The sequence below is a fragment of the Nitrosopumilus sp. S6 genome (assembly GCF_054515815.1).
The window spans coordinates 1-25,154 of the sequence record NZ_JBTNRI010000009.1 but is presented as its reverse complement, the minus strand read 5'-3'; the positions used below and the strand labels follow the sequence as shown (position 1 = coordinate 25,154).

32 protein-coding genes and 1 tRNA gene are annotated in these 25,154 nt (G+C 34.0%); 15 read left to right on the top strand and 18 right to left on the bottom strand.

The genetic code is table 11. The annotated features are described in order from the left end of the window. Positions 1-3: 3 nt before the first annotated feature. From aroC to ACX12B_RS06985, 7 genes are all read right to left on the bottom strand, one after another. Positions 4-1,101: a chorismate synthase gene (aroC, locus tag ACX12B_RS07015; RefSeq protein ID WP_459353319.1), complete on the bottom strand. Its 1,098-nt coding sequence runs from the start codon at positions 1,099-1,101 to the stop codon at positions 4-6. Between the two features lie 325 nt (positions 1,102-1,426). After that, a complete protein-coding gene (aroA, locus tag ACX12B_RS07010; protein ID WP_459353318.1) occupies positions 1,427-2,695 on the bottom strand; it encodes a 3-phosphoshikimate 1-carboxyvinyltransferase in 1,269 nt (422 codons plus the stop codon). Next, positions 2,685-3,536, bottom strand: coding sequence for a shikimate kinase (locus tag ACX12B_RS07005; RefSeq protein WP_459353317.1), 852 nt, complete (start codon positions 3,534-3,536; stop codon positions 2,685-2,687). The genes aroA and ACX12B_RS07005 overlap by 11 nt, the downstream gene beginning before the upstream one ends. Before the next feature lie 2 nt (positions 3,537-3,538). After that, complete coding sequence (gene aroE, locus ACX12B_RS07000; protein WP_459353316.1) at positions 3,539-4,360, bottom strand: shikimate dehydrogenase; 822 nt, start codon at positions 4,358-4,360, stop codon at positions 3,539-3,541. A gap of 49 nt (positions 4,361-4,409) precedes the next feature. After that, positions 4,410-5,081 carry a type I 3-dehydroquinate dehydratase gene (aroD, locus tag ACX12B_RS06995; RefSeq protein ID WP_459353315.1) on the bottom strand — a complete coding sequence of 224 codons (672 nt, stop codon included), beginning with the start codon at positions 5,079-5,081 and terminating at the stop codon, positions 4,410-4,412. Position 5,082: 1 nt separating this feature from the next. Continuing rightward, positions 5,083-6,144 (bottom strand): 3-dehydroquinate synthase II, encoded by a 1,062-nt coding sequence (locus tag ACX12B_RS06990; RefSeq protein ID WP_459353314.1) that lies wholly within the window; start codon positions 6,142-6,144, stop codon positions 5,083-5,085. Then, positions 6,137-6,919 carry a 2-amino-3,7-dideoxy-D-threo-hept-6-ulosonate synthase gene (locus ACX12B_RS06985; RefSeq protein ID WP_459353313.1) on the bottom strand — a complete coding sequence of 261 codons (783 nt, stop codon included), beginning with the start codon at positions 6,917-6,919 and terminating at the stop codon, positions 6,137-6,139. Before ACX12B_RS06985 ends, ACX12B_RS06990 begins: the two co-directional genes overlap by 8 nt. Positions 6,920-7,054: 135 nt before the next feature. On the opposite strand from ACX12B_RS06985, the gene mqnC reads away from it, so the two are divergent. Next, positions 7,055-8,173 carry a cyclic dehypoxanthinyl futalosine synthase gene (gene mqnC / locus ACX12B_RS06980; protein WP_459353312.1) on the top strand — a complete coding sequence of 373 codons (1,119 nt, stop codon included), beginning with the start codon at positions 7,055-7,057 and terminating at the stop codon, positions 8,171-8,173. On the opposite strand, the gene ACX12B_RS06975 is transcribed toward mqnC, so the two are convergent. Both ACX12B_RS06975 and ACX12B_RS06970 read right to left on the bottom strand, forming a co-directional pair. Continuing rightward, positions 8,168-9,610, bottom strand: a complete 1,443-nt coding sequence (locus ACX12B_RS06975; RefSeq protein ID WP_459353311.1) for a menaquinone biosynthesis decarboxylase — start codon at positions 9,608-9,610, stop codon at positions 8,168-8,170. The genes mqnC and ACX12B_RS06975 overlap by 6 nt on opposite strands. 74 nt (positions 9,611-9,684) lie before the next feature. Next, positions 9,685-10,059: a hypothetical protein gene (locus ACX12B_RS06970; protein WP_014962859.1), complete on the bottom strand. Its 375-nt coding sequence runs from the start codon at positions 10,057-10,059 to the stop codon at positions 9,685-9,687. 96 nt (positions 10,060-10,155) lie between these two features. Here ACX12B_RS06970 and ACX12B_RS06965 point away from each other — a divergent pair, with 96 nt between their 5' ends. The 3 genes from ACX12B_RS06965 (at position 10,156) to ACX12B_RS06955 (ending at position 12,187) form a co-directional block, all read left to right on the top strand. Beyond that, positions 10,156-10,854 (top strand): trans-sialidase, encoded by a 699-nt coding sequence (locus ACX12B_RS06965; protein WP_459353310.1) that lies wholly within the window; start codon positions 10,156-10,158, stop codon positions 10,852-10,854. A 68-nt stretch (positions 10,855-10,922) separates the two neighbouring features. Then, complete coding sequence (locus tag ACX12B_RS06960; protein WP_459353309.1) at positions 10,923-11,114, top strand: hypothetical protein; 192 nt, start codon at positions 10,923-10,925, stop codon at positions 11,112-11,114. A gap of 125 nt (positions 11,115-11,239) precedes the next feature. Further along, positions 11,240-12,187: a trans-sialidase gene (locus ACX12B_RS06955; RefSeq protein WP_459353308.1), complete on the top strand. Its 948-nt coding sequence runs from the start codon at positions 11,240-11,242 to the stop codon at positions 12,185-12,187. Positions 12,188-12,209: 22 nt separating this feature from the next. On the opposite strand, the gene bcp is transcribed toward ACX12B_RS06955, so the two are convergent. Continuing rightward, entirely contained in the window at positions 12,210-12,674 is a 465-nt protein-coding gene (bcp, locus tag ACX12B_RS06950; protein ID WP_459353307.1) for a thioredoxin-dependent thiol peroxidase, read from the bottom strand. Positions 12,675-12,776: 102 nt separating this feature from the next. Here bcp and ACX12B_RS06945 point away from each other — a divergent pair, with 102 nt between their 5' ends. From ACX12B_RS06945 to ACX12B_RS06925, 5 genes are all read left to right on the top strand, one after another. After that, positions 12,777-13,481, top strand: coding sequence for an MIP/aquaporin family protein (locus ACX12B_RS06945; protein ID WP_014962863.1), 705 nt, complete (start codon positions 12,777-12,779; stop codon positions 13,479-13,481). A gap of 38 nt (positions 13,482-13,519) precedes the next feature. Continuing rightward, positions 13,520-13,945: a hypothetical protein gene (locus tag ACX12B_RS06940; protein ID WP_459353306.1), complete on the top strand. Its 426-nt coding sequence runs from the start codon at positions 13,520-13,522 to the stop codon at positions 13,943-13,945. Then, complete coding sequence (locus ACX12B_RS06935) at positions 13,942-14,760, top strand: hypothetical protein (RefSeq protein WP_459353305.1); 819 nt, start codon at positions 13,942-13,944, stop codon at positions 14,758-14,760. Before ACX12B_RS06940 ends, ACX12B_RS06935 begins: the two co-directional genes overlap by 4 nt. Positions 14,761-14,798: 38 nt before the next feature. Then, positions 14,799-14,873: transfer RNA gene (locus ACX12B_RS06930), tRNA-Arg, on the top strand. A 319-nt stretch (positions 14,874-15,192) separates the two neighbouring features. Further along, the gene (locus ACX12B_RS06925; protein WP_459353304.1) at positions 15,193-15,591 is read left to right on the top strand and encodes a CBS domain-containing protein; all 399 of its coding nucleotides are present in this window, start codon (positions 15,193-15,195) and stop codon (positions 15,589-15,591) included. On the opposite strand, the gene ACX12B_RS06920 is transcribed toward ACX12B_RS06925, so the two are convergent. Next, a complete protein-coding gene (locus ACX12B_RS06920; RefSeq protein WP_459353303.1) occupies positions 15,592-16,017 on the bottom strand; it encodes a hypothetical protein in 426 nt (141 codons plus the stop codon). It abuts the gene before it with no gap. A gap of 50 nt (positions 16,018-16,067) precedes the next feature. Between ACX12B_RS06920 and ACX12B_RS06915 the strand changes: the two genes are divergently transcribed. Genes ACX12B_RS06915 through ACX12B_RS06895 form a run of 5 tightly spaced genes read left to right on the top strand, consistent with a single transcriptional unit; the run spans position 16,068 to position 19,216 of the window. Continuing rightward, positions 16,068-16,619, top strand: a complete 552-nt coding sequence (locus ACX12B_RS06915; RefSeq protein ID WP_459353358.1) for a DNA-3-methyladenine glycosylase I — start codon at positions 16,068-16,070, stop codon at positions 16,617-16,619. A 28-nt stretch (positions 16,620-16,647) separates the two neighbouring features. After that, positions 16,648-17,019, top strand: coding sequence for a carbonic anhydrase (locus ACX12B_RS06910; protein WP_459353302.1), 372 nt, complete (start codon positions 16,648-16,650; stop codon positions 17,017-17,019). Beyond that, positions 16,988-18,289 carry an NRAMP family divalent metal transporter gene (locus ACX12B_RS06905; protein WP_459353301.1) on the top strand — a complete coding sequence of 434 codons (1,302 nt, stop codon included), beginning with the start codon at positions 16,988-16,990 and terminating at the stop codon, positions 18,287-18,289. The genes ACX12B_RS06910 and ACX12B_RS06905 overlap by 32 nt, the downstream gene beginning before the upstream one ends. A 33-nt stretch (positions 18,290-18,322) precedes the next feature. Further along, on the top strand, positions 18,323-18,841 hold the full coding sequence (locus ACX12B_RS06900; protein ID WP_459353300.1) for a ferritin: 519 nt from the start codon (positions 18,323-18,325) through the stop codon (positions 18,839-18,841). Between the two features lie 42 nt (positions 18,842-18,883). Continuing rightward, entirely contained in the window at positions 18,884-19,216 is a 333-nt protein-coding gene (locus ACX12B_RS06895) for a hypothetical protein (RefSeq protein WP_459353299.1), read from the top strand. Positions 19,217-19,504: 288 nt separating this feature from the next. Here the strand turns inward: ACX12B_RS06895 and ACX12B_RS06890 are convergent, their stop codons facing one another. From ACX12B_RS06890 to ACX12B_RS06880, 3 genes are read right to left on the bottom strand one after another with little or no spacing between them, the layout of a single operon-like run. Further along, positions 19,505-19,678, bottom strand: a complete 174-nt coding sequence (locus tag ACX12B_RS06890; protein WP_459353298.1) for a hypothetical protein — start codon at positions 19,676-19,678, stop codon at positions 19,505-19,507. 31 nt (positions 19,679-19,709) lie between these two features. After that, entirely contained in the window at positions 19,710-20,012 is a 303-nt protein-coding gene (locus tag ACX12B_RS06885; RefSeq protein ID WP_459353297.1) for a hypothetical protein, read from the bottom strand. 27 nt (positions 20,013-20,039) lie between these two features. Beyond that, positions 20,040-20,183, bottom strand: coding sequence for a hypothetical protein (locus tag ACX12B_RS06880; protein ID WP_187146557.1), 144 nt, complete (start codon positions 20,181-20,183; stop codon positions 20,040-20,042). A gap of 224 nt (positions 20,184-20,407) precedes the next feature. On the opposite strand from ACX12B_RS06880, the gene ACX12B_RS06875 reads away from it, so the two are divergent. Next, on the top strand, positions 20,408-20,854 hold the full coding sequence (locus ACX12B_RS06875; RefSeq protein WP_459353296.1) for a pyridoxamine 5'-phosphate oxidase family protein: 447 nt from the start codon (positions 20,408-20,410) through the stop codon (positions 20,852-20,854). On the opposite strand, the gene ACX12B_RS06870 is transcribed toward ACX12B_RS06875, so the two are convergent. The 4 genes from ACX12B_RS06870 to ACX12B_RS06855 are packed head-to-tail and all read right to left on the bottom strand — an operon-like array spanning position 20,849 to position 25,034. Then, entirely contained in the window at positions 20,849-21,607 is a 759-nt protein-coding gene (locus tag ACX12B_RS06870; protein WP_459353295.1) for a DNA repair protein, read from the bottom strand. The two genes, ACX12B_RS06875 and ACX12B_RS06870, sit on opposite strands and share 6 nt — an antisense overlap. A gap of 40 nt (positions 21,608-21,647) precedes the next feature. Next, positions 21,648-21,848 carry a hypothetical protein gene (locus tag ACX12B_RS06865; protein ID WP_459353294.1) on the bottom strand — a complete coding sequence of 67 codons (201 nt, stop codon included), beginning with the start codon at positions 21,846-21,848 and terminating at the stop codon, positions 21,648-21,650. Between the two features lie 3 nt (positions 21,849-21,851). Continuing rightward, positions 21,852-23,441 carry a lysine--tRNA ligase gene (lysS, locus tag ACX12B_RS06860; RefSeq protein ID WP_459353293.1) on the bottom strand — a complete coding sequence of 530 codons (1,590 nt, stop codon included), beginning with the start codon at positions 23,439-23,441 and terminating at the stop codon, positions 21,852-21,854. A gap of 9 nt (positions 23,442-23,450) precedes the next feature. Continuing rightward, positions 23,451-25,034, bottom strand: a complete 1,584-nt coding sequence (locus tag ACX12B_RS06855; protein ID WP_459353292.1) for an elongator complex protein 3 — start codon at positions 25,032-25,034, stop codon at positions 23,451-23,453. Between the last annotated feature and the right edge of the window lie 120 nt (positions 25,035-25,154).

Genomic DNA, 25,154 nt, shown 5'->3' with positions numbered 1-25,154 from the left:
TTCTTACAAAACAGGCTTAATTTGACCTGAAATTAGTGCATGATCTGCAATTGTTAATGCTACAAGAGAATCTACTACTGGTGGGGCTCTTGGAACAACACATGGGTCATGCCTTCCTTTTACTTGCAGTGTAGTCTCTTTTTTGGTTTTGATGTCTACTGTACTTTGTTTTTGTGAAATTGATGATGCTGGTTTGAATGCAATTCTCATAGTAATTGGCATGCCATTTGATATTCCTCCTAGTATTCCTCCTGAATTATTTGTCTTAGTTACAATTTTACCTCTTTTTATGATGTACAAGTCATTATTTTCAGAACCATAAAGTTCAGATCCTTTAAACCCTGATCCGAATTCTACTCCTTTCACTGATGGAATGGAAAACATTGCTTTGCTTAATTCTGATTCTAGTGAACTAAAAATTGGTTCTCCCAAACCAACTGGAACATTTGTTGTAACTGATTCAATTATCCCTCCTAACGAATCTCCTTTCTTTCTTGCATCCAAAATACTTGCTCTCATCATTTTTGCTGTTTTAGTTTCAGGACATCGTACTTCATTTTTATAAATTGAATTAATCATTTTCTCATTGAATTCTCTTTCCATCTTTATTTTTCCAATTTGTGATGTGAAAGAATTTGTTTCTATTCCTAATGTTACTTTAAGAAGTTTTCTTGCAATTGCACCCCCCATCACATGTGTTGCAGTTAATCTTCCTGAAAATCTTCCTCCTCCTCTGTGATCATTGTATTGATTGTATTTCATCATGGCTGGATAATCAGAATGTCCTGGTCTAAGTTTTGTTTTTAAATTTTCATAATCTTTTGATTTTTGATCACTGTTCCAAATTACCATTGTTATTGGTGCACCTGTTGTGTGTCCTCTGAAAACTCCTGAGATAATTTCTACTACATCTCCTTCTTTTCTTTGAGTTGAAATTAGATTTTGTCCTGGTTTTCTTTGGTCTAACATTTTTTGAATATCTTTTTCATCAATTTCTAATCCTGCAGGACACCCATCCAAAACTGCTCCGATGGATTTTCCATGACTTTCACCAAAACTTGTCAACACAAGACGCTGACCAATAGAACTTCCCGGCAACATAATATCAAAGCTAAATGATGCTTATAATTCCTCATTCGGAATTCTTACAAATCTTCTGGTTATTTCAGATAATTTTTTTGAAAAAATTTAGGTATAATTATAATTTACATAATATAGCATTCTTTTATGAAATTATTCTAATATATTCTTAAATATAATAATAACATATAGAATATATGGAAAAACGTGCAAATTTTACTGCATAATTTGCGCGGCCTTGCGAAAAAGACATGTTATCTACGCAAAAGCGTTGAGGGTGTGGAGAATGCTTTTCACCCTATACAAGGTCGCGCCTTTTATCCCCTAAGTTGATTTTTTTGAAAAATTATTCTAGTTGAATTTTTGCTCCGATCCTGCTCATCTCTTCAATGAAGTTTGGATACGAAACTTGAACTGATTCTGGATCTGTTACAATACAATTTCCAACATACATTCCTGCAATACAAAATGCCATGAAGAGTCTATGATCATTTTCAGAATTTAATTCAGCTCCATTAAGATTTCCTGTTGACTCTAAAATTAATCCGTCTTCTTTTTCTTGAACTTTTATTCCAAGTTTGACTAATTCTCGTGATGTTATTGCAATTCTATCTGTTTCTTTTAGTCTTGCATGTTTTACATTAACAATTTCAATTGGAGATTCTGAATTTAGTGCAAGTATTGCTAATGGTGGTAAAAGATCTGGTGAGTTACTCAAATCAAATCTTCCTCCCTTTAGTTTTTCAGGTGATTTGATTTTAATTTCATCTTCACCAATATTTACTGTTACTCCTAATTGTTCTAATATATCTATAAAGACTTCATCTCCTTGAGGCAAATTTCCAATGTTTCCTTTGATTGTTGTTTCATCTCCGTTAAGTACTGCTGCTGATAATAATAATGCGAGACTAGAGAAATCAATTGGAACTCTAAATGTTGTTGGATTGTAAACTTGTGGTGAAATGTTGTATCTTTTGTATGGAATTAATGTTTGTACACTAACTCCAAATTTTCTCATTGTTGCAATTGTTGCATCAAGATATGGTTTTGATACTAAATTATCTTTTATTGAGAGATTAATTCCATTTTCAGTTAATGGTGCACTAATTAACAATGCAGAAATAAACTGACTAGAAAAATTTCCTGGAATTGTAACATCTCCTCCTAAAATTTTCCCTTTGATTTTGATTGGTGGTTTTCCATCAGTTGATTGACATTGTGCTCCGATACTTGATAGTGCATCTAAGAGAGGCTGCATGGGTCTTTTTTGTAGGCTTTCATCTCCAGTCAAAGTAATCTCTTTAGAAAACAAACCTGCAATTCCTGAGGCTATTCTAATTGTTGTTCCTGAATTCTCAGTATTAATTTCAGGCACGGTTTTATCAAATTTTATGGGATTTTTGACAATTATTGATGAATTTTCATTTTCAATCTCTGCTCCAAATTTCTTACAGGCTTCAATTGTTGCAAGGGTGTCTGCTGATAACAATACATTATCCACTTTGCTATTATTGCCTGCAAGTGATGCAAGAAATATTGCTCTATGTGTATAGCTTTTGTTTGCAGGGCAAACTATTTGTCCTGAAATTTTTGATTTTTCTACTTTACACTTCATGAACTTCAGCCTTTTTGTTACTGATTTTTGAAACTATGATATTTCCCTCTAATGATGAAAATGCTTTTTTGATATTGGATTCATTTTCTTTTTTTGTAATTGCAGCAATTGCAGGTCCATTTCCTGAAACTGATGCACCTAAAGCACCTCTTTCAATTAATTCTGTTATTATTTCTGGACTTGAACTAAGAATAGATGCTGTAGCTAATCCGTTAATTATCATTGCTTCCCAGTAATCTCCCTTTTTTGCTAAATTCCAAGCATGATCAAAAACTGATGATAGTACTTTGAGTTTTTTTAGATTTCCACGTTTTCTGTTTTTTGGAATGAAAATAACTGCAATCAAATTCGATGGACCTTTTTCAAAACTCATTCTTTTCTTTTTTGCATTATCTGTAACATTAAATCCTCCATAATAACATGAACATGCATCATCATATGCTCCAGTGATGCTTACTTTTGATTCAATTGATGCATCAACACCTGCCAGTAAAATCTGCTGATCAGTAAATTTTGATTTAAAAATTTTTGCACATCCCAATGCAACTGCTGATGATATTGCACTAGAACTTTTTAATCCATATCCTGTAGGAATTTCTGATTCTAATGTGATTGTAATTTTGTTCTCTTCAAGGTCTTTTTTTGAAACAATTTTTTCAACTGTCTTGTTAATTAGACGAGAACTTAGGGTCTTGTTTTCTGATTGAATGACTATGCCTTTTCCAGAGGATGTTTCCACTATGGCCTCAACCTTTAGGTCTATTCCTAATGTTGCTCCTTTTTGGTTTGCAATTGCATTTACTATTGAAACTGCTCCGTGAACGGTAGCCTTTGCTTTCACTATCAAAATCCTCCTAACAGTGCTTTTTTCATGGCATTATAAGGTGCTTCCATGCCGTGCCAAATCTCAAATGCTCTTACTGCTTGACCTAACAACATCTCATATCCAAAAATAATAATGGCGTTTTTTTCTTTTGCTTTTTTTATAAAATCCGTATTCATTGGCATGTACACAATATCGTAGACAACTGTATTTTCATTAATCCCTTCAAGTGATATTGGACTGGATTCATTTTGTAGTCCTATTGATGTTGCATTGACAATAATGTTGTAATTTTTTGCAGACTCTCCAACTTCATCAATGGTTATGGCATTTGCATCAAGGCTGATCTTTTGTGCAAACTCTACTAGGTTTTTTGCCTTTTCTATTGTTCTATTTGCAATTGTAATGTTTTTTGCCTTTTCTTTTGCAAATCCTGCAACAATGGCTCTTGCAGCTCCCCCTGCACCTAGTAAAAGTACACTTGAATTTGTAATGTCTATCTTTCTTTTCTTTAGTGGTTCTAGAAAACCATTCATGTCTGTATTGTACCCTTTCAATACTCCATCATTGTTTACAATCGTGTTTACGGCACCAATTAGACTACATGATTCATCAATTTTATCTAAATATTTCATCATCTCAACTTTGTGAGGGATGGTGACATTAAATCCATCAATTTTAATTTTTTTTAAGCCTTCTATTCCTTCTTCTAATTCATCTTTTGGAATTCTATATGCAATGTATGAACAATCCATATCCAATTCTCTGAACGCTGCACTGTGAATATTTGGAGACAACGAATGGTTAATCGGATCTCCAATTACAGCAAATGTTTTCCCCATAATATCTTCGCGTAATATGATTGATTTAAACTCTCAATTGATATGATGATTATTTTTTCAAGTTGGTGATTCTATTTACCTCGTCAACACTAAACTGACCTGGAGCAACTGGTTTTCCTAGTGAGACGTATGTGTATGGGCTGCCCAAATATAGGCACAAAATTCTTGAAATTCTGCCAAAATCCCCCATGGCAAATGAGATTAGATTGCTTTTGTCATTCTTACTGTATAGCTCAAGCATTCTTGTTGAATCATCAGTTGATTTTGCAGAACTGACAATTTTCACAAAGTTTGAAAATTTACTCATCTGACTCATCTTCTTTTTTAACTCACCAGAACTTGGAGTCTTTTTAAAATCGTGCCAAGACACAAGTAATTTTGTTTTTGTTGATTTTAGATACTTTGCTAATGACGAATTTCTTTTTAGAGTGTTAAACTCTACATCTAATAAGAATGGATTGTACTCTGCAATCAATTTAATTATTGCAACTCTTTCTTTTTCATTTCCTGTGAATTGACCTCCTTCTGTTTTTGGTCTTAGTGTACAAACTGATTTGTTCAAATCTTTTTTGATTAGTTCTAATGTCTCTGGAATTTGTTCGATTTTTAGAAAATCAAATCTTATCTCAACAAAATCTGATTTTTTTAAAGCGATTTTTAATGTCTGTTTGACTTTGTTAGGTGTTTTTTCTGCTATGGATACACAAGTTTTGTATTTCATTTTATTTTTCTAAAATATATTCATCTGAAACTTCCATGCCAAAATGTCTACCCGTTGCAGGTTTTGAATGAACCATTACTGTGTCTCCTTTTTTGAGATGTGTAACTGACACTAGTTGTCCGTTTGGCTTTACAAAACGAATTGTCTCTGCATCTTGTGCAATGATTCCACCAATTTCTCCTCCGGCTTTTGCTTTAATCATTAACATTGGTCTTCTTTCAATCTTTGATCTTCCTACAGTTGCTCTTCTTGCATTTCCTTTAGAATTTAGAATCAACACTTCTGAGCCTGTTTCTACTTCTGACAAATAGTTAGTTGTTCCATCTGGCGATAATGTGTAACAATGTACTGCTCCTGCATTGACTCTAAATGGTCTTGGCGATGTAAATGATGAACCCACTGATTCATTGTGAACTAAAAACAAAAAGTTTGATCTACTTCCAATTAACATACCTTCTCCTTTGTGAAGCATTGATGCTGTATCTACACAAACTCTTTCGCCGTCTCCAACTTCTTTAATATCGATAATTTTTGCAGGCTTCATGTCAAAACTTCTAGTTCCCAAGTAAACCATTGCTTCTCTAACCTCATTGATTGATGATGTACTGAAAATTACTCCATCTACTCCTACCTCTAGAATTGAAAACATTTTTCGCACTTCCTCAGGTGTTCTTGCAATTGCAAAAATTTTGGTGTGTATCTTGTGTAACTTTGCAATAATGTTCTCTAATGGGATTATTTTCCAGTCTTTAACTTCTACAACTACAAAATCTAGACCTTTTTTTGCAATAGTTAAGATATCTTCAATATCTGTATTTGATAACACTTGGAATTTTCTTCCAATTTTTTTACCCTTTGGTTTTGTTGAATTTTCTTTTTCAAGAACTACATAATTGGCATTGTTTGATGGATAAACTGTCTGCAATTTTGTTTTTTTCTTACCTAGTTTTTTTGGATCAAGGTATACCATTTTGATACCTTCTTCTTCTAGTTGTGGTAAAAGTTTGGATAATTGTACCTGTGAACCTTTAGGGGAAATAATTAATTCTCTACTTTTACTCAATTTTCTTCATTGCTTCCTTTGCTGTGCCTTTTCTGAAAATTATTTCAGCTAATGCTGCAACCATTTTTTCAGGTGCTTTGTGTGCAAAGATGTTTCTACCATATGTGACACCTTTTGCTCCTGCTGTCATGGCATCTTCAGTCATTTGAAGAATATCTAAATCTGTTTTTGCTTTTGGTCCACCTGCAATTACAATTGGGACTGGTGTACTCTTTACAACTTTTGAAAATGAATCAATATCTCCAGTGTATAATGTCTTAACAATGTCTGCTCCACACTCTGCTCCAATTCTTGCAACATGTGCAACAATTTCAGGATCATGTGGATCTTTGATGTTTTCCCCTCTTGGATACATCATTGCTAAAAGTGGCATTCCCCATCTGTGACATTGGTCTGCAGTTAATCCTAATTGTTCTAACATCTCTGGTTCTTCTTTTCCACCAATGTTGATGTGTAATGAAACTCCGTCTGCTCCTAATGCAACTGCTTCTTTTACAGTACCTGTGAGCATTTTTCGATTAGGTGATAATGATAATGCAGTACTACTTGAAAAATGAACTAAAACTCCAACTTTGGGTGGTTTTGGTAATGATTTGATAATTCCTTTGTTAATTATTACACTTGTAAGGCCGTGGCCTTCACATTTGTAAATTGTTGATGCTGGGTCTTCAAGACCCTCAATAGGACCGTTTGAAATACCATGATCCATTGGAATACATAACATTCTTCCTTTTCTAAGAATTCGATTAAGTCTAATTTCGTTACCTGATACCATGAGTGGATCTGCTTTTTGTGCCCTACTTAAAAATAACGTGAACCCTTAATCTCAAATTCATAAAGATTTGAGCACAAACCCTCAATTGTTTTTTCTATCAAGGATTAAATAGAAATTCCAAAGGATGAAAGGCAATTGAGTCAGACAACTGAACAACTACAAAAAAGTGACATTAAAGATATTCTAGAAAATTCTCTTAATGGAAAAAGGCCTGGACCTGAAGATTGTATGAGATTATTGGAATCTGATGATGTTCATTTGATGGGACTAGTATCTGGCCATTTAACAAGAAAACAATTTGGAAAAAAAGCCTCTTTTGTAAATAACATTATTTTGAATTACACTAATGTTTGTATTACTGACTGCAAGTTTTGTGCGTTTTACAGATCTCCCGGTGCTGATGATTCTTACACATTAACTTTGGATCAAATTGAATCCCGAGTCAAAACTGCATGGGACATGTTTAAGATCCGTCAAGTTTTGATTCAAGGCGGTCATAATCCAAATTTGAAAATTGAATATTATGAAGATGCGTTTAGAATGATTAGAGAAAAATTCCCTGATGTTGGAGTTCATGGATTATCAACATCAGAAATCGATATGATTGCAAGAGTTGAAAAATCATCAACAAAGGAAATTTTGTCAAGACTCAAAGATGCTGGCTTGCAATCAATGCCTGGTGCTGGAGCTGAAATTTTGACTGATTCAGTTAAAGAGATTATCAGTCCAAAGAAAATCTCCAGTGATGATTGGATTAGAATTATGGATGAAGCTCATTCTCTTGGAATTCCATCTTCTGCAACAATGATGTATGGTCATGTGGAAAACAAAAATGACGTTGTTGAACACTTTTACAAACTTGTAAAATTACAAGAAAAAACTAAAGGATTCATGGCATTTATTCCATGGAACTTTGAGCCAAACAATACTTTGATGCATGAAGAAGGCCTAGTTGAATATGGGACTGGTGGCATTCAACTTTTGAAAATGATTGCAATCTCTAGATTAATCTTTGATGGACTTATTCCTCATATCCAATCCTCTTGGTTGACAAATGGTGTTGGTATGGCACAACTAGCTTTGCAGTATGGTGCTGATGACTTTGGTGGAACCTTGATTGGAGAAGAAGTAGTTTCTTGTACTGGTGCACGCTCAACTGAACTTACTGATAAGATAATCATAGATGCAATTCATCAAATTGGATATTCAGTTGAAGAGAGAGATAATTTCTATAATCCTGTCTCTGTATCATAGCCCATAATCTGACCATTTAGAATCAACCAAGTTCTTTGTTTCTTCATCAACTTTTACTTGTTGTTGAATTTCTCTTTCATATCCTTCCTCTTTTGTTTTCTGTGTTGCATCAATTCCCATCTTGGAACCTAAATTAACAAGTGGTGATGCTGGGTCCAGTGTATCTGTTGGAGCATTATTGATTATTGTTGTGTCCCTTGCTGCATCAACTCTTGTTGTAATTGCCCAAATCACATCATTGATATCATGAACATTGATGTCCTCATCTACTACCACAAACATCTTTGTTAGTGATAACTGCCCCATTCCCCATAATCCCATCATGACTTTTTTTGCTTGACCTGGGTATCTCTTTTTGATTGAAATTATTGCAAATCCTTGGAACCACCCAGCAGCTGGCATACTGAAATCCACTACCTCTGGATGGAACATCTGAATTAGTGGTAAAAATGAACGCTCAATTACTTTTCCAATGTATGCATCCTCAAGTATTGGTTTACCAACTACTGTTGTAACATAAATTGGATTTTTTCTTCTCATTATTCCTGTTAACGTAAAAGTTGGGTATGGTTCTACTGGAGTATAATATCCTGTATGATCTCCAAATGGACCTTCATCTCTAATGTCTGCTGGGTCTACATATCCTTCTAAAACAATTTCTGCATTTGCTGGAACATCCAAATCAATTGTTTTACATTTCACCGTTTTGATACCTTCTTTTCTTGTGATTCCTGCAAACAAGTATTTGTCAAGTCCTTCTGGAACTGGGGCAATTGATGAAAACACTGTTGCAGGGTCTCCTCCGATGATTATTGCAGTTGGAATTTTTTCTCCTTTTTCTTTTGAAATGTCTCCATGATGTGCACCCCTCTTGTGTTTTTGCCAGTGCATTAATGCATGTGTTTTATCTACAATCTGCATTCTGTATACTCCGAGATTTCTAACTCCTGTTTCTGGATGTTTTGTTGCAACTAAACCTAATGTGATAAATCGTCCTGCATCGTTTGGCCATGATTTTAAAATTGGTAAATCCTCAAATGATGCATCAGTTGATGTGATTTCAGTAACTGGTCCACTAACTTCTGATTTTGGAAATGATGCTGTCATCTTTGAGAGTTCTGGAAGTTTTTTTATTTTGTTTAGTAATCCTGATGGAACATCCATCTTTGTCATATCTGCAATACGTTGACCAATTTCAGTAAAGTCTGTCATCTCAAGTCCTATCTCTAATCTTTTCATAGAACCAAATGCATTTCCTAGAACTGGCATGTCGTAATCTTTTACATTTTCAAAAAGAATTGCAGGTCCATCTGAATACATTTCTCTTCTCATAATTTCTGCAATCTCTAAATTCGAGTCTACTTGTGTTTTGACTCTCTTCAACTCTCCATTTTTTTCAAGTTCTGAAATGAACTCATGAATGTCTTCTATTGGCACATTAATTCTGAATCTGGTTCAAGTATAAGCTTAACTAGATTTGTTTGATGAACTTACACTTGAAAAATCTAAATTTACATTGGTGGAAGTTCTGTTTTTTTATCATGTCCACCAGAGCCGAATTTACAGTAGAAACATAATTCTGATTCCATGTACTTTAATTGCTCAACTTGGATTGCACCAAGCTTTAGTGCGATTTTTGTAAGAATTTTGTACTTTAATGGCATTGCTGGAATCACCTCATCCATGTATACTCTGTAGTGATCGGGACAAAACTTGAGTGTGACTTTGGCAGGCTCCTTACCCTTCTCGTTAACCTGCTTTGTGAAATTGATCTGTTCTCTAATGTACTCGTGTTTTGGGCATGGGCAGTCTTTTCCACCTGGGTGTTTGTATGCAGGTGTGTTTTTCCAGTCAAATTCTGGAAATTCTTTCTCAAAGTCGTCCATAAAAACAGTTAGTGATTTGTGCTTATAAAACTTGATCAAACTTGTCTATGGTAATAACCCAAATGCTCATAAACCCCGGATTATCCATCCAGTTTAATGGCAGCTGCTAAAAAGCAAACTAAAAAAGATCTTGAAGACAAGATTGCCGAATTAGAAGCAAAGCTAAACTCACTTTCATCTCAGCTTTCAAAACCAGCAGAAACTAAACCTGCTGAGACAAAACCAGCTGAAGTGAAACCAGCTGAGGTCAAACCAGCAGAAACTAAACCTGCTGAGACAAAACCAGCTGAAGTGAAACCAGCTGAGACAAAACCTGCTGAAACAGCCAAACCAAAACCAACATTACCAAAAGGTTCGGGTGAAAAACCAGCAGAAACTCCTAAACCTCAGGAAGCTCCAAAACCAGCTGAAACAACAGCACAACCTCCAACAACAGTACAAGATGCTTTAGAAGCCGCATACTATGATGCTCCAATGACTGATTTCCATCAGTACAGAGCAAAAGTAACAGGTTATTCTCCAGCTCCTAACAGATACTTTGTTAGATTGACTGCTCCTGTTGGTAAAGTTCCAACAACAAATTGGAATGACCAAAAAGCAAAGGTTACTGGTTACACACAACCATCAAATCAATACTTTGCAACAAGAGCAAGATTGGCATATCATCCACCTGACAAAACATTTGGTAGTTTTAGTGGGGTAAACATGAGTTTTGAAGGCGTTGCAGCACAAGCACAACAAGCACCAACACCAGAACCACCAAAACCAAAAGGTACACTTCCAAAAGGATTCTAATTCAAAAACATCTTTTATTTTCTATTTTTAATAATAATATTTTTCTTTGATCACATTCTACACTTTACATGCCTCCAAAAATTTTATGTCCAAATTGTCAACAAAATGAATGGCTTGAAAATCAAGAACTAAGTTATCTTCCTAGAGTGATCAAATTAGATAGTGGGCAATATGCTGCTGACACTGAAAACGGAACTCATGTTAGAATTTGGAGATGTAACAACTGCATGTATGTGATGCAATTTTGGGAACCTGACTAGACTCTGAATTGTTTTATTTGAAATTATAATTTTTACATATTATCGATTAATTTTACGAATTTTTTTCATCAAAGAATGACTGTCGAACAAAATGTAAATAAACAATGCTCTATCTATTGTAAGAAATGGCAGCAAAACGAAAAGCAAGTACAAAAAAAGATCTTGAAGAGAAGATCGCAGAACTCGAAGCAAAACTCTCAAAACTATCCTCTGAGATTAATGCTAAACCAGCTGAAGTGAAACCAGCTGAGGTAAAACCAGCAGAAACTAAACCTGCTGAGACAAAACCAGCTGAAGTGAAACCAGCTGAAACAAAACCTGCTGAAACAGCCAAACCAAAACCAACATTGCCAAAAGGTTCGGGTGAAAAACCAGCAGAAACTCCTAAACCTCAGGAAGCTCCAAAACCAGCTGAAACAACAGCACAACCTCCAGCAACTCCAAAAGAAGCTTTAGAAGCCGCATACTATGATGCTCCAATGACTGATTTCCATCAGTACCGAGCAAAAGTAACAGGTTATTCTCCAGCTCCTAACAGATACTTTGTTAGATTGACTGCTCCTGTTGGTAAAGTTCCAACAACAAATTGGAATGACCAAAAAGCAAAGGTTACTGGTTACACACAACCATCAAATCAATACTTTGCAACAAGAGCAAGATTGGCATATCATCCACCTGACAAAACATTTGGAGCCTTTAGTGGGGTAAACATGAGTTTTGAAGGCGTTGAAATAAAAGCACAAACACAACAAGCACCTCCACCTCCACAACCAGAACCACCAAAACCATCTGGTACACTTCCAAAAGGAATGGGTGATGCACCTCAAACTAATGCAAGTAGTGGAGATGGAAAATCAAGAAAAGAACAACTAGAAGACTACGAAAAAGATTACTTGCAACGAATTGAACAAGAAAGAGCAGAACGTGAACAAGCTTATCAAGAAGCACTTCAAGCCGAAGTGGAATCAAGAGCTAAACAAACACGGGGTAGCTTACCAAAAGGTTTTGAATCCGCATCGGAACCAGAACCAGAACCACCAAAACCAAAAGGTACACTTCCAAAAGGTTTCTAACCTTTCACCTTTTTACTTTCTTTTATTCTAAATTTTTAAAATCCTCAAACACTTGTTTTGAATGTCCAGCAGGTTTTACTTTTGGATATATTTTGAAAATCTCTCCTTTTTCATTAACAAGAAAAGTACTTCTCATAACTCCCATGTATTCTCTACCCATGAATTTTTTCTTTCCCCAAACCCCAAACATCTTTGAGACTTCTTTATCTATATCTGCTAAGAGTGGGTACTTGATTTTCATCTTTTCACAGAATTTTTTATGTGACTCTACATCATCGGGACTAATTCCAATAATCTCGATTCCTTCTTTTTGAAATTTTTTATAGTCTTTTGAGAATTCATCTGCTTCTGTGGTACATCCTGGAGTGAAATCTTTTGGGTAAAAATAGATGGCATGTTTTTTCCCCTTGAAATCAGAAGATTTTACTTTGTTGCCGTTTGCATCATTTATCTCAAATTTTGGAACTGAATCCCCCTCTGAAACCATATATACAAAATGAGTGTGCCTGTAATTAATTACTTTTTGATCTCACTTGATCATAATTCTAGTCCGAATCTTTTATATGGAAATTGACGTGGCTTTTGCTTAATGGTTAATCCAAGAGCATACCTTGCTGAAGCAATTTCCACATATGGATTGGTATTTTTCGGTCCTCTTTCAGTAATTTTGGCAATTGCATCATTTGGAGAAGAACTAACAACAATGTCTGTTCTATTCATTTCTCTTGGACACGGTGGTGCCATCGCTTTAATGATCTATGCATTTGGTCATGTGTCTGGTGCTCACATTAATCCTGCAGTTACAATTCCTATGATGATTACAAGAAAGATTGGGATTGCAGATGGAATTGGTTATATTATTTCACAATTAATTGGTGCAGTTGCAGCTGCTGCAACACTTAAAGCAATTTTGCCAGAACTTGGTGCCAAAGTAAACTTTGCAACTCAAGGTGGACCAAGTGACTTAATCAATAACAGCATTGGTTCAGGATTTGCAATTGAAGCAATTTTGACATTCTTCTTAGTTACAGTAATCTTCATGAGTGCAGTTCACAAGAAAGCATCTCCTGGATGGCATGGATTTACAATCGGTGGTATGGTCTTTTTGATTCACTTGATTGCAGTTCCATTAACTGGTGCATCAGTAAACCCTGCAAGAACATTTGGTCCTGCACTTATCTCTGGATTCTGGGAATTCCATTGGTTGTATTGGGCAGCACCAATCTTGGGTGGTATCATTGCTGGTTTGATAATGAATTATGTTTTCGTCAAACAAGCAGAACAAGAAGCATAATCCCAACATTTTTAAAAATTTGAAATAATTTTTCTATTATGAGTTCTGCAGATGAAATCTCATCCATGTTTGATACAGAATCACAAAAACTTGAAAATTTTCTCTCAAAAACATCCGAAAATATGGATATTTCTGAAATTGTAGAGACATATTATCAAGTCATGAATGTTACATCAATGATTTCTATGCTCAAACAACAATTAGATTCTAGTGATCACAAAATCCTACTAGAAAAAATTAACAAAACCGAACAACTCATTTTAGGAAAATTTAACACGGAAACTCACCCAAAAATTTTAGAAAATCTTTCAAACTCTATTCAAGAAATGACTAAGACATTACAGTCAAGTTCTGGTGAAAAAACCAAGGAACAAATTGAAAATGAATCTCAAATGTTTGAAGAACTAAGAAAGAAAATGAGTACCAAAGAGTTTGTTGAACAATATGAAAAAGGATTAGCATGATTGAACAACTTGCAAAAAATCTTGTTTCATTAAAAAAAGAATTTGCAAAAAACTATAATGGAAAAAGTCAGATGCAAGAAGTAATTCCGATTTCTACTTCTGAATCATTTCAAATTAAACAACAAGATCTAGAGTTATTACATCAGTTTGCCACAAAGAATCCTATCTATTACAACTCTTATGAACAAACCATTGATAATACAAAATGTATTGTCTATGAAGGTGACATTAACAAGTACTGGTTAAACAGCATTCAATATGGCTCTAGTAATGCACCATTTTCTCCAACTTGGATAATATCTGCATATGTTGCAACATTAATGACCAAAGAACTTGGGTATTCTGAAGTAATTGATATTGGCTCAGGTGATGGTAGAATTGCTTTTTGTGCTAAAGTTTTGGATCTGGAAGCATATAGTGTAGAACTTGATGAACAACTAGTAGAACTTCAAAAGATACTTATTACTACACTTGATTTTCATCCGTTTTGTTCTAATGCAAAAACATTTGATTACTCCTCATTGAATCTGAATAATCCTGTATTTTTCATTGGAGGACTTGCTCAAATGGGAGGTGTTGCATTAGCAACTGGTGTAATTGAGAAAATTCACTCCCATGATGTTTGGAATAAAACTGGTTGGGTTTTTGCAGGTAGTTATTCTCAAAAATATGCACCAGATCCAAAAAATGAGGCTGGTTGGGGGACTCTAATTGAAGAAAATAAACTTCAAAAAATACAAACAATTTCTTTACCGACGGTTTGGACATTTCATGAAACTGATGAAACTCCATACATTTTTGCAGAATCTTTGTAATCGTAATCCAAATTAAGCGTAGATTCACCAAAGTTTTCGGACTCGTTGCATAGCTTGGATAGTGCGAACGCTTGCGGAGCGTTAGGTCGCCGGTTCGAATCCGGTCGGGTCCGTTTTTCTATCAGTTCTTAAATAAGATTCTCGCCTCAATTAGCCATGAATTACTATGACAATCCAATTAACTTGTTCAGAGTTGTAAATGAAATAACAAATGAAAACTAAATTTTTGATTGCATGTGGAATTACTATGGGTACAGGATTCTTAATCACAATACTGTTTTTAGAATGGGTTTCTCAATTTGAATAATTCTTACATTATAATTGCATTAGAATACAATTTCTTTGAATTACAAATATAAAATTCTGCTATTATCTTTTTTTAGAATTCGTATGGTGTGAATTTCTTAAATATTATAACATTCTACGTTTATGATGAGTCGGGAAGATTTCAATCAATCATCACTCAAAGTGCAAGATATCATGACACGCACACTAATCACTGTTAATCCTAATACTACTACATTACAAGTGGCAAAAATGATGGAACAAGGTGGAATAGGTGCAGTTATTGTAAAAGATGGTGACGATCTCGTGGGTATTGTTACTGATAGAGACTATGCTACCAAGATTGCTGCAAACAATCTTCCATTTGATACTCCTGTTAAAAAAATAATGTCCTCCCCACTAATTACAATTAATCAGGACGAACCAATTTCGGTAGCTGCAGAAACAATGGCAACTAAAAAAATAAGAAAGCTTGCCGTCTCTGATAATGGCACTATTACTGGAATAATAACTTCCACTGATTTAGTAAATCAACTAGCAAAGTAACTAATACGTTTTTGTTTTTCTAAGAAACAATGTAACTGATGCCATGTAGCATGCAGTAGCAATTACTTCTGAAATTAGTGATGCCAAGAATGGCTCTATTCCAATTTCCAAGAAATAATAAAACGTTGGCCATCTTATTCCAAGATAAACAATCTCTCCTACCCCAAATGATGAAATTAGTGCAAGTAGTTCTTTTTTGATTAACTCTTTTTTCATCGATTTGTAGCGCTCTTTGTTATCCCAATAGAACAACATTGCAAAAATTCCAAAATATACCAAATATCCAAAAATTATGGTAAATGTTGTAGTAAGAAAACTGTCATAATCTATTAACATCTGTGCAAATGCTGCTGAAAGTGATGCTGAAATTATAAAACAAATCAGAAAATTCCTGTTGATTCTTAATAATTGCTGATTTAATTTCATGAACTTTTAAAAATTTGATAACTAATATTTTGTTAGAGTCTGTAAAAAATATGAAAAGATGTCAGTGGGCCACTGAAGAACCAAACATTACTTATCATGACAAAGAATGGGGGAGACCACAACATGACGATCAAAAATTATTTGAATTTCTAATATTGGAGGGTGCTCAGGCTGGTCTTTCATGGCTGACTATTCTCAAGCGTAGAGATGGCTACAAAAAGGCATTTTCTAACTTTGATGCCCTCAAAGTCTCAAAATATTCTCAAAAACAAGTCTCAAAATTATTCCAAGATGAATCAATTATTCGAAATAAACTCAAAATCAACTCTGCAATTAATAATGCAAAACAATTCCTCAAAATCCAAGAAGAGTTTGGTTCTTTTGACAAGTACTTGTGGAGTTTTGTAAATGGTAAACCTATCAAAAACAAATTCAAAAAACCCTCTGATTTGCCTGCATCTACTGAAATATCTGAAAAACTAAGCAAAGACCTCAAAAAACGTGGATTTAATTTTGTAGGGCCCACAATATGTTATGCATTAATGCAGGCAATAGGAATGGTCAATGATCATACGTCTGAGTGCTTTTTACATGGAAAATAATTTTATTCTCCTACAATCTTGACAAATCATGGCAGAAGGAAAATTTGCAACATCTGTAACTTGTATGGATGGTAGAATACAACTACCCCTTGCAAAATGGATCAAAGAGAACTACTCTGTTGATTATGTGGATGCAATCACAGAACCAGGTGTTGACAAAAAAGTTGCAGACAATTCTGATCTTGAATCAATTAAGACCAAAGTTGGAATTTCAATTAATGCACACAAATCCGAACTAATTGTAGTGTCAGGTCACTATGACTGTGCTGGTAATCCAGTTTCAGATGAAGAACATAAAACCCAAATCAAAAAAGGCGTTGAAGTAATTTCATCTTGGAACACTGGTGCTAAAGTTATCGGAGTTTGGGTTGACAACACTTGGAATATCAACACATTATAGAATAATGGATTCAAAACTCTCTCATTTTTCTAAAACAGCTGGTCCTGGAATCTTATTTGCTTGTACTGCCATAGGAGTGTCTCATCTTGTACAGTCAACTAGAGCAGGCGCAGATTATGGTTTGCTGATTTTGGGTTTTGTTATTGTGGTTACTTTGTTGAAATATCCATTTTTTGAATATGGTTCGCGATATGCAAACTCTACTCAAACCAGTATTATTGATGGATACAAGAAACTAGGAACTCCTGCATTATGGTTGTATTTTCTAATTACTATTGCATCAATGTTTTTTGTTACTGGTGCAGTTGGATTTGTTACTGCAGGATTTTTTGAAAATTTATTTGGATTAGATTTTCTTGGGGAATGGACAATAATCATTTTGTTTGCAGTATGTGTTGGAATTCTAGCAATTGGAAAGTACCAAGTTCTTGATAGTCTGATTAAGATTATTGCAATTGTTTTGTTAGTGTCTACAGTTTCTGCGTTTTTGTTGACATTGTATAATGGTCCAATAGAACCTATTGCAGGATTTGAACCAAAAGATCTTTGGGATGTATCTGGAATATTTTTTTTACTTGCACTAATGGGGTGGATGCCTACCGCAGTTGATCTTTCTAGTTGGAATAGCTTGTGGACATTGGAGAGAATGAAGCAAACAGACTACAAACCAAAACTCAAAGAGACTCTGTTTGAATTTAGACTAGCATATCTGGTTACAGGTATTTTGGCAATCATGTTTGTCACATTAGGAGCCTTCATCTTTTATGGTTCTGGCGATGAACTGCCAAATAATAATGCATTATTTGCAAATGAGATTGTTTCTTTGTATACTAATACCATTGGTGATTGGAGCTACATCATAATTGCAGCTTCAGCTTTCACTGTGATGTTTGGAACAATAATTGCCGTTCTTGATGGCTATTCTCGTTCGCTCCAAAGAACAATAGAGTTGATTTTTACCAAAAAAGAAGAGAAAATACGCACAAAATTCAGAGTTTTGTATGTCCTTTTCTTACTGGTAATTTCTGTAGGTTCTCTTACTGTGATATTTCAATTTGGAAATAATCTCAAGGAACTAGTTGACTTTGCAACTGTTTTGTCATTTGTTATTGCTCCAATAATTGCAGTCTTTAATTTTAGATTGGTTACTGGTAAATTCCTAAACAAAGAATCTCAACCTTCCGCAATATTGAAGATTTTGAGTTTTGCAGGAATAATCTTCCTTAGTGGCTTTGCAATATTCTTCCTAGTGATGAAATTCGTTTCATAATCCTTTAAATTTAATAAAAAAATTCCTATTTTTATGAGAATTTCCACTAAAATGAAAAAAGCACTAAATGATCAAATTGCCTTGGAAGGACTTGCATCAAGCAGTTATTTGGCAATGGCTTCTTGGTGTGAAGTAACAGGCTACAAAGGTGCTGCTGATTACTTTTACGCACAATCTGATGAGGAAAGAACTCACATGATCAAAATAATTCATTATCTTAATGATATTGGTGCAACTGCAACAATTCCTGCAATCAAAGCTCCTTCTGGAACTTACAAATCTCTTGAGGGCCTTGTTAAAACTGCACTAAAAAATGAACAAGATGTTACTAAAGCAATTCACAAAATGGTAGAACTTGCCCACAAGGAAAAAGATCATTCAACTTATGCATTCTTGGAATGGTTCGTAAATGAACAAGTTCAAGAAGAAACAAAGTTTGAAACAATATTGCAAAAGTTTGATCTAATAGGAAGAGATAAAATTGCAATCAATGAAATTGATAAAATTCTTGCAGCAGATGCAGCAGCTCCTGAATCAGATCCTGCGGCATAAAATTTCTAAAATAATTAATACTCCATTGTTTTCAATTCTTTCATGACAGTAACTGTTACACGAAAACCTGGTGGAGTAACACAACTATTCAATACTGATACTGGTCGTGTTACTTACAAATGCAAAGCAGAATCAGCTTACATGTTGATTGAAGCCTTTGGTGGAATTGTAAAATTTAATCAAAAAAATGCAATTGCAACAGTTACCGGACATGTAACTTCTTTGGATTCTTGTGATGTTCTAAAGAATGGTCATCCTGAATACAAGGCTGCACTTACTGCAATTATTTCTGCACACAAAGAATTTGCAAAAAATGTTGCTGATTCTTATCAAAAAGAAATCACAGAACTTGAAAACAAATTATCTGCACTCTAAGATTGATATTTTTCACATTTACAGCCTTTAACTAGACATTTTCCATTACCATCCATATGAATTGAATTATCGTGGTAACATCCAACTACGCTATTATTGCACTTCATTTTGGTTTCTCAAATTAGAAATTACTTTGACTCGTCATGGTCTTTGCCAATATGGGTGGCAAGGTCAATTACACTACTGCCAAAATCCTTCCCGCAAAACTTACAATGAAATGTGTACTCATTTGACAAGAATAACTCTGAAACATAATATTATTAAAAAATTTCCTGGTTTTTGGTTGATTTATCCATAAATCATACAATGTTCGCATTCACACTCATCTTGTTTCTTTGCTTTTTTCAAACAGTTTTTGTGTTGACCTGCTTGACACTGAACACAAATCTCCTCGATGTTTTCAACAGATGTGTATTTTTTTGATTGGTCAAATCCAAAACCTCCGTCTTGTGGGCCTACCATAATTTTGGATGTATGATGTAGTATTTCTAGTTCACTGATTTATTGCAGATTCTATTGTGTTGAGTAATTCCTTTTTGTGCTCTTCAATGATTCCTCTTATCTCAAATGAATCCACATATCCTCCTGCTGATGCACGAGTTGCTTTTAGTAAATAATGTAATGCACCTTCTTCAATTTTCCCAATATAATACCCGTACAAAAAATCTATTTCATTTTCACACTTCCAAATTTTTTTGATGTTTGGAAATGTCTGTTTGATTTCTGAGTCAATTTCTAAAATCCTGTTTTTTATGTATTGATCAAGTGATTTTCTTATTGTTGAATCTTGTAGCAATTATAGTTTGTTTAGAATACTTGTTTTTTAGTCCTTTTTCTCATCATTGGCATCTTCTGGGTTGTCCCACATGTGCATGGTTCCTCTTATCATAAAAGAGCCTACAATGATGGCTACTAGGCCTCCAACGATAAATACAAAAAATTTGCCCACATCCTTTATGCTTGCCAATGATGCTCTACTGTATTCATTCTAATTATAATTGTCTAAATGATTTTGATTAGATTCAATAATGAGATTGAATAATTCATCTCATATGTCTAGAATTAAACAAATTGCTATTTGGATTGGAATTATTGGGGGAGGAATAGGATTCTTCTTCTTTTCTATCGAAGCTGCAGAATTTATGCGATAACTCTCAAAAATTAATTACATCCTAATAATTTCTAAAAACATTGTCTGAAATTACTGAAAAAATCAAAAACTTTTTGAATTCACAAAAGTTAGGTTATGTCGCAACAGTTTCCACTGATGGAACCCCAAACATTTCTCCAAAGGGAACTATAATTGGGTGGTCCAAAAATCAACTGGCATTTGCAGACATTCGTTCTCCAGATACCATGAAAAATTTGAAGAACAATCCTAATGTGGAAATTAATGTAATTGATCCATTATTGCGAAAAGGATTCTTGTTCAAAGGCCTTGCTAAAATACTTGAAAAAACTCCTCTTTATGATGACATTTTAAAACATTATCGTGACAATGGCATCAAGAGTACAATTAACTCAATTGTATTAGTTGATGTAACTGAAATTTCTGAAGTAACATCACCATTGTATGATATGGGCATTACTGAAGAAGAAATTAAATCAAAATGGAAAAAACATTTTGATAGTTTATGATTCTTGATCTTTTGATTTGAGTTTGTTTAATTCTTTTTTTGTCTCTTCATGCGCTTCTCTTTCTTTTTCCAAAAGTGACTGAATTGCTTCTAACTCCTTTTGTGTCATACTTAGTTTTGATTTTAACGAGCCTACAACAGCACTTGCTGCCTCAATCACTCCTGCAGAACTTTTGTTGTCTCCTTGAATGAATTCCTTTTCTTTTGGTGTAAGAATACTTGTATCTTGAAATTCATCTTTTTTGTTTAGTTCTTCTTTTGCATTGTATAATCTTGAATTTGCTTCATCTAGTTCTTTTTCTGCCTCGACTTGTTGTTTTCTGATTTGGGATAATTTTGATTGCTCTATTGAAATTTTTTCTTTTGTTTCTTCATATTCTTTTGTAATTTCTTCTAACTCTTCTTTTATTTTTGATAGATTTCCTTCTGTTTTACCAAACTCTTCAAATGATTTTGAATCTTTGGTTTGTTCTGAATTTTTTATTTTTTCTTTGATTTCTTTGTGTTCTCTAATAACGATGTCAAGATCCATTCTTTTTTGATTAAGTTCTTTTTTTACTAGCATTAAATTACTCACTGCTGTTTCATATTCTTCTTTAACTGAATCAATTTTTTGTTGAATATTGTTTAGTTCATCTTGCTTTGCTCTAAACTCGTTTTGGAGGTTTTCAACTTCTGTTTCTAATTCTTCCTTTAGAATATATTCATCACTATTTTCTGATACTGTGTCTTCTTTTTTACCAAAAAGCCCCATTTCATTTCTCACCGTCTTTCTCTAAAAGATGAATCTTTCTTTATTGTTGTTTTGTTCTATGTCTGATGAATTTGAGGTAGAATCCAAATCCTCCAATTAGTAGACCTGCAATCCATGTTATCACACTCATGCTTTTTGGAATAATTGCCTCTTGTGGGCCTATAATTAACAACAATGCTCCCATAATGATTAATGCAAATCCTCCACTGTTTTTTGATTTGTTGTGCTCAGAATGGACCATTTTCTACGTATACTCTGATAGTGTTTTTGCTACTTGTTTTCTTCCTATGTCTGAAATGAATGGTCCGATCTTTGGTCCTCTAGATGTACCTAAAATGATTTGATACAATATCTTGAAGAAATCTTTTGGTTGTACATCATTTGATTTTGCAATTTGGTAGATTGTATTTTGAATATCTTCTGGCTCTTCATCTGCTCCAAGTGCCTCTGACAGAATCTTTAATGCTTTTTTTGTTGTTTCATCTAAATCGATTTGGGTTTTCTCTTGTTTGTCAAATTCATCTGAAAAATTTCCTGCAAGTTCAATAAGTTTTTCTATTTCTGGTTCTGGCTTTTTTATTACTCCGTAATCAAGTAATTTTTTCATCACTCTTTCATTTCTATTTTCTTTGAATATTTTTGCAAGTTCAATTAATAGTCTATAGTTTACATGAGTACTTGCTTGTTTTGGAGGGTTTAGAAGATTAACATATTCATACAGTCCCTTTGATTTTACAAGTTTTGCTTGATTGTCTATTTTAATTCTTCCAAAGTTAATGTCTTCCAATTCGTTATATTCATTCATCAAAGATGGTATGTCTTCTACTCCAAGCTCACGTGCACCAGTAATTCTTTTGTAAAGTAATAAAAGAATTGATTTTGGACTACCAAATTCTAACCATCTTTGTGCAGTTAGTACATTTCCCAATGATTTTGAAATCTTTTTCCCTCCTTTATCTAAGAACATTTCATATTTTACATGGTGAGGATGTGGGAAATCTAAAATCTCATCTGCTACCCAATCATTTACTTTGACAGAATCCATAATGTCTTTTCCATATGCTTCAAATCTAATGTCAAATGCTGCCCATCTTGCTGCAAATTCTACTTTCCATGCTAATTTTCCAAGGTCTTTTCCAATGTCTGCTTCTCCCTCATGACCACAACCCTTGATCATCTGTGAGCCAATTTCTGCATCATGACATCTGTATTTGACCTTCTTTTCGTCTGTGATGTATTCTGTTGCCTCTGCTGTGTAAAGACGATTACAGTTTGCACAAACTGGAAAATATGGGAGATATTTTTGATATTTTTCTTGTCCCACCAATTCTGATATTTTATCTCCAATCTTTGTGCTATTTTGTAAAATGGTATGTATGTTATCTTTGAGCAATCCTTGTTTGTACGTGTCAACTGCTCTTCGAAATTCATATTTTATTCCGACCTTGTCAAGACCGTCTAAAAGAATACTGCTCATGTGCATTCCGTATGAATCATGACATCCATATGGATCTGGAATCAGTGATACTGGTTTTGCCAAATGTTCTTCTAATCCAAACTCTTGCATCCCTTCTGGAATTTTTCGTAATCCGTCTAAATCATCTGAATAAGCAATAAGTTCTGATTTGTAATCCAAGTTCTCTAATGCTAATTTTACTCCGTATGCTCTTACTGCATCTCCTAAACTTCCAATATGTGGAATTCCTGATGCCCCTAGTCCACTTTCTACTCTAAGAAGTTCTAAATTTCTTCCAAGTGATTTTTCACGTTCAAGTAATTCTGAAGCTAACTTGTCAATCCAAGTTCCTTTACCAATAATTTCTTGTTCTGACATATCTTCTCACTAATCCAATTTTTTGGACATATATGGCCCATATAACGAATACCCCAACTTTTGATAATATTCCCTTGTTCCAATTGCACTGATTACCAATAATTTCTTTGCATCAAATTCTTCTTTTGAAATTTTCTCTGCTTCTTTCATCAAATTTTTTCCTAATCCTGAATGTTGTATCTCATTTTCTTCTTTTTCACCAATCTTTATTGATTTTCCATAAACGTGAAGTTCTCTTACGATACAAGAGTCATTTCCAACTTCATCTCTATGTGCATCTTTACTTGGTTTTCTTAATCTCAAAAATCCATAGATTGACTCATTTTTGTCTTCATAAGACAAGAACACTTCTTTTCCTCCTGAAGAATCATAATTGATTCTGTTTAGTTTGATATCTTCGTGGTCTGATTTTTTGTTTAATCCTACTTCTCTACATCTGATGCATTTACATCTCATTCCTTGTTTTGCTAAGTTTTGATGTACAATCTGTCTTAGATTACCTGATTTTGGCCCTGCAATGATCTCATTGGGGGATATTTCTCTTTGAACACGCATAATTCTGACCCATTTTGGAATGTTTTTCTTTGCTTCAGTTAGCACTTGAATCATATCCTCATCTGAGTATGGTGCATATTTTCCATCTTTGTATTCTTGATACATTGGAGTATTTTCAATTACCAATGATGGGTATATTTTGAGCATATCTGGGCGTAGTTTAGAATCTGAAAATAATTTCTTAAAATCTTCAATATCTTCTTTTGGAGTCATTGTTGGTAATCCTGGCATCATATGTGCAACAATTTTGTAACCTGCATCTTTTGAAATTTGAAATGATTCTAGAACATCATTATAGTTATGACCTCTGTTAACAATATCGTAAACTCTTTCTTGTAATGATTGAACACCAATCTCTATTCTTGTTACTCCATAATCTAACATCCAGTTGACATGCTCTTTTTTACAAAAGTCTGGTTTTGTTTCAATTGTAAACCCTACATTTCTAATTGAAGCATGTTCATTGTTTGATTTTGCTTCTTGCAAATCTTTTGAATTTGTTCCATTTAGTGCATCATAACATGATTTGATAAAATTCTCTTGGTAATCTTTTGGCATAAAGAGAAACGTTCCTCCAACAATAACTATTTCCATCTTTGATGGGTCATGTCCAAATGCAATTAGTTTATCAATTTTTGTAGTGATTTGTAATTTTGGATCATAATCATTTTCAATTGCATTTAGTGTTGATGGTTCATTTCCTGTATAGCTATTTGGAGAATTAAATTCAATTCCTCCTGGACAATACGTACATCTTCCATGTGGACATGCGTATGGTTTTGGCATTAGTGCGACCACTGCAACTCCTGATGCTGTCTTTGCAGGTTTTTTTAGCAAAACTTTTCTTAGCTTGTCAAAATCTGATTCTTTTGCCATTGAAAGTATTTCATGATTTCTTGGAATTCTTTCTAGTGAATATTTTGCACATATTTTCTTAATCTCTTCTTTTACTTGTTTTTTACTAGGCTCACTAATTGTTAGTAGATTTTGCGTGATTTCACTACATGCCTTGGAAAATACTGAATCTAGCTTACTCATGGATACTCACACTAAATTGGACATAAATTCGTTAAATAATTTGGCAAATTTTGAGCCTATCGGCGCCTAGTTTTTCTTTTTGATTTAGCTGTCTTTTTAGCTGGTTTTCTCTTTGCTGTC

Excerpts from the sequence above, each read along its gene's own strand:
- aroC (WP_459353319.1), bottom strand. The coding sequence starts at position 1,101 with ATGTTGCCGGGAAGTTCTATTGGTCAGCGTCTTGTGTTGACAAGTTTT.
- aroA (WP_459353318.1), bottom strand. The coding sequence starts at position 2,695 with ATGAAGTGTAAAGTAGAAAAATCAAAAATTTCAGGACAAATAGTTTGC.
- aroE (WP_459353316.1), bottom strand. The coding sequence starts at position 4,360 with ATGGGGAAAACATTTGCTGTAATTGGAGATCCGATTAACCATTCGTTG.
- aroD (WP_459353315.1), bottom strand. The coding sequence starts at position 5,081 with ATGAAATACAAAACTTGTGTATCCATAGCAGAAAAAACACCTAACAAA.
- ACX12B_RS06985 (WP_459353313.1), bottom strand. The coding sequence starts at position 6,919 with ATGGTATCAGGTAACGAAATTAGACTTAATCGAATTCTTAGAAAAGGA.
- ACX12B_RS06970 (WP_014962859.1), bottom strand. The coding sequence starts at position 10,059 with ATGGACGACTTTGAGAAAGAATTTCCAGAATTTGACTGGAAAAACACA.
- ACX12B_RS06965 (WP_459353310.1), top strand. The coding sequence starts at position 10,156 with ATGGCAGCTGCTAAAAAGCAAACTAAAAAAGATCTTGAAGACAAGATT.
- ACX12B_RS06960 (WP_459353309.1), top strand. The coding sequence starts at position 10,923 with ATGCCTCCAAAAATTTTATGTCCAAATTGTCAACAAAATGAATGGCTT.
- ACX12B_RS06955 (WP_459353308.1), top strand. The coding sequence starts at position 11,240 with ATGGCAGCAAAACGAAAAGCAAGTACAAAAAAAGATCTTGAAGAGAAG.
- bcp (WP_459353307.1), bottom strand. The coding sequence starts at position 12,674 with ATGGTTTCAGAGGGGGATTCAGTTCCAAAATTTGAGATAAATGATGCA.
- ACX12B_RS06945 (WP_014962863.1), top strand. The coding sequence starts at position 12,777 with ATGGTTAATCCAAGAGCATACCTTGCTGAAGCAATTTCCACATATGGA.
- ACX12B_RS06940 (WP_459353306.1), top strand. The coding sequence starts at position 13,520 with ATGAGTTCTGCAGATGAAATCTCATCCATGTTTGATACAGAATCACAA.
- ACX12B_RS06935 (WP_459353305.1), top strand. The coding sequence starts at position 13,942 with ATGATTGAACAACTTGCAAAAAATCTTGTTTCATTAAAAAAAGAATTT.
- ACX12B_RS06925 (WP_459353304.1), top strand. The coding sequence starts at position 15,193 with ATGAGTCGGGAAGATTTCAATCAATCATCACTCAAAGTGCAAGATATC.
- ACX12B_RS06920 (WP_459353303.1), bottom strand. The coding sequence starts at position 16,017 with ATGAAATTAAATCAGCAATTATTAAGAATCAACAGGAATTTTCTGATT.
- ACX12B_RS06915 (WP_459353358.1), top strand. The coding sequence starts at position 16,068 with ATGAAAAGATGTCAGTGGGCCACTGAAGAACCAAACATTACTTATCAT.
- ACX12B_RS06910 (WP_459353302.1), top strand. The coding sequence starts at position 16,648 with ATGGCAGAAGGAAAATTTGCAACATCTGTAACTTGTATGGATGGTAGA.
- ACX12B_RS06900 (WP_459353300.1), top strand. The coding sequence starts at position 18,323 with ATGAGAATTTCCACTAAAATGAAAAAAGCACTAAATGATCAAATTGCC.
- ACX12B_RS06895 (WP_459353299.1), top strand. The coding sequence starts at position 18,884 with ATGACAGTAACTGTTACACGAAAACCTGGTGGAGTAACACAACTATTC.
- ACX12B_RS06890 (WP_459353298.1), bottom strand. The coding sequence starts at position 19,678 with ATGGTAGGCCCACAAGACGGAGGTTTTGGATTTGACCAATCAAAAAAA.
- ACX12B_RS06870 (WP_459353295.1), bottom strand. The coding sequence starts at position 21,607 with ATGGGGCTTTTTGGTAAAAAAGAAGACACAGTATCAGAAAATAGTGAT.
- ACX12B_RS06865 (WP_459353294.1), bottom strand. The coding sequence starts at position 21,848 with ATGGTCCATTCTGAGCACAACAAATCAAAAAACAGTGGAGGATTTGCA.
- lysS (WP_459353293.1), bottom strand. The coding sequence starts at position 23,441 with ATGTCAGAACAAGAAATTATTGGTAAAGGAACTTGGATTGACAAGTTA.
- ACX12B_RS06855 (WP_459353292.1), bottom strand. The coding sequence starts at position 25,034 with ATGAGTAAGCTAGATTCAGTATTTTCCAAGGCATGTAGTGAAATCACG.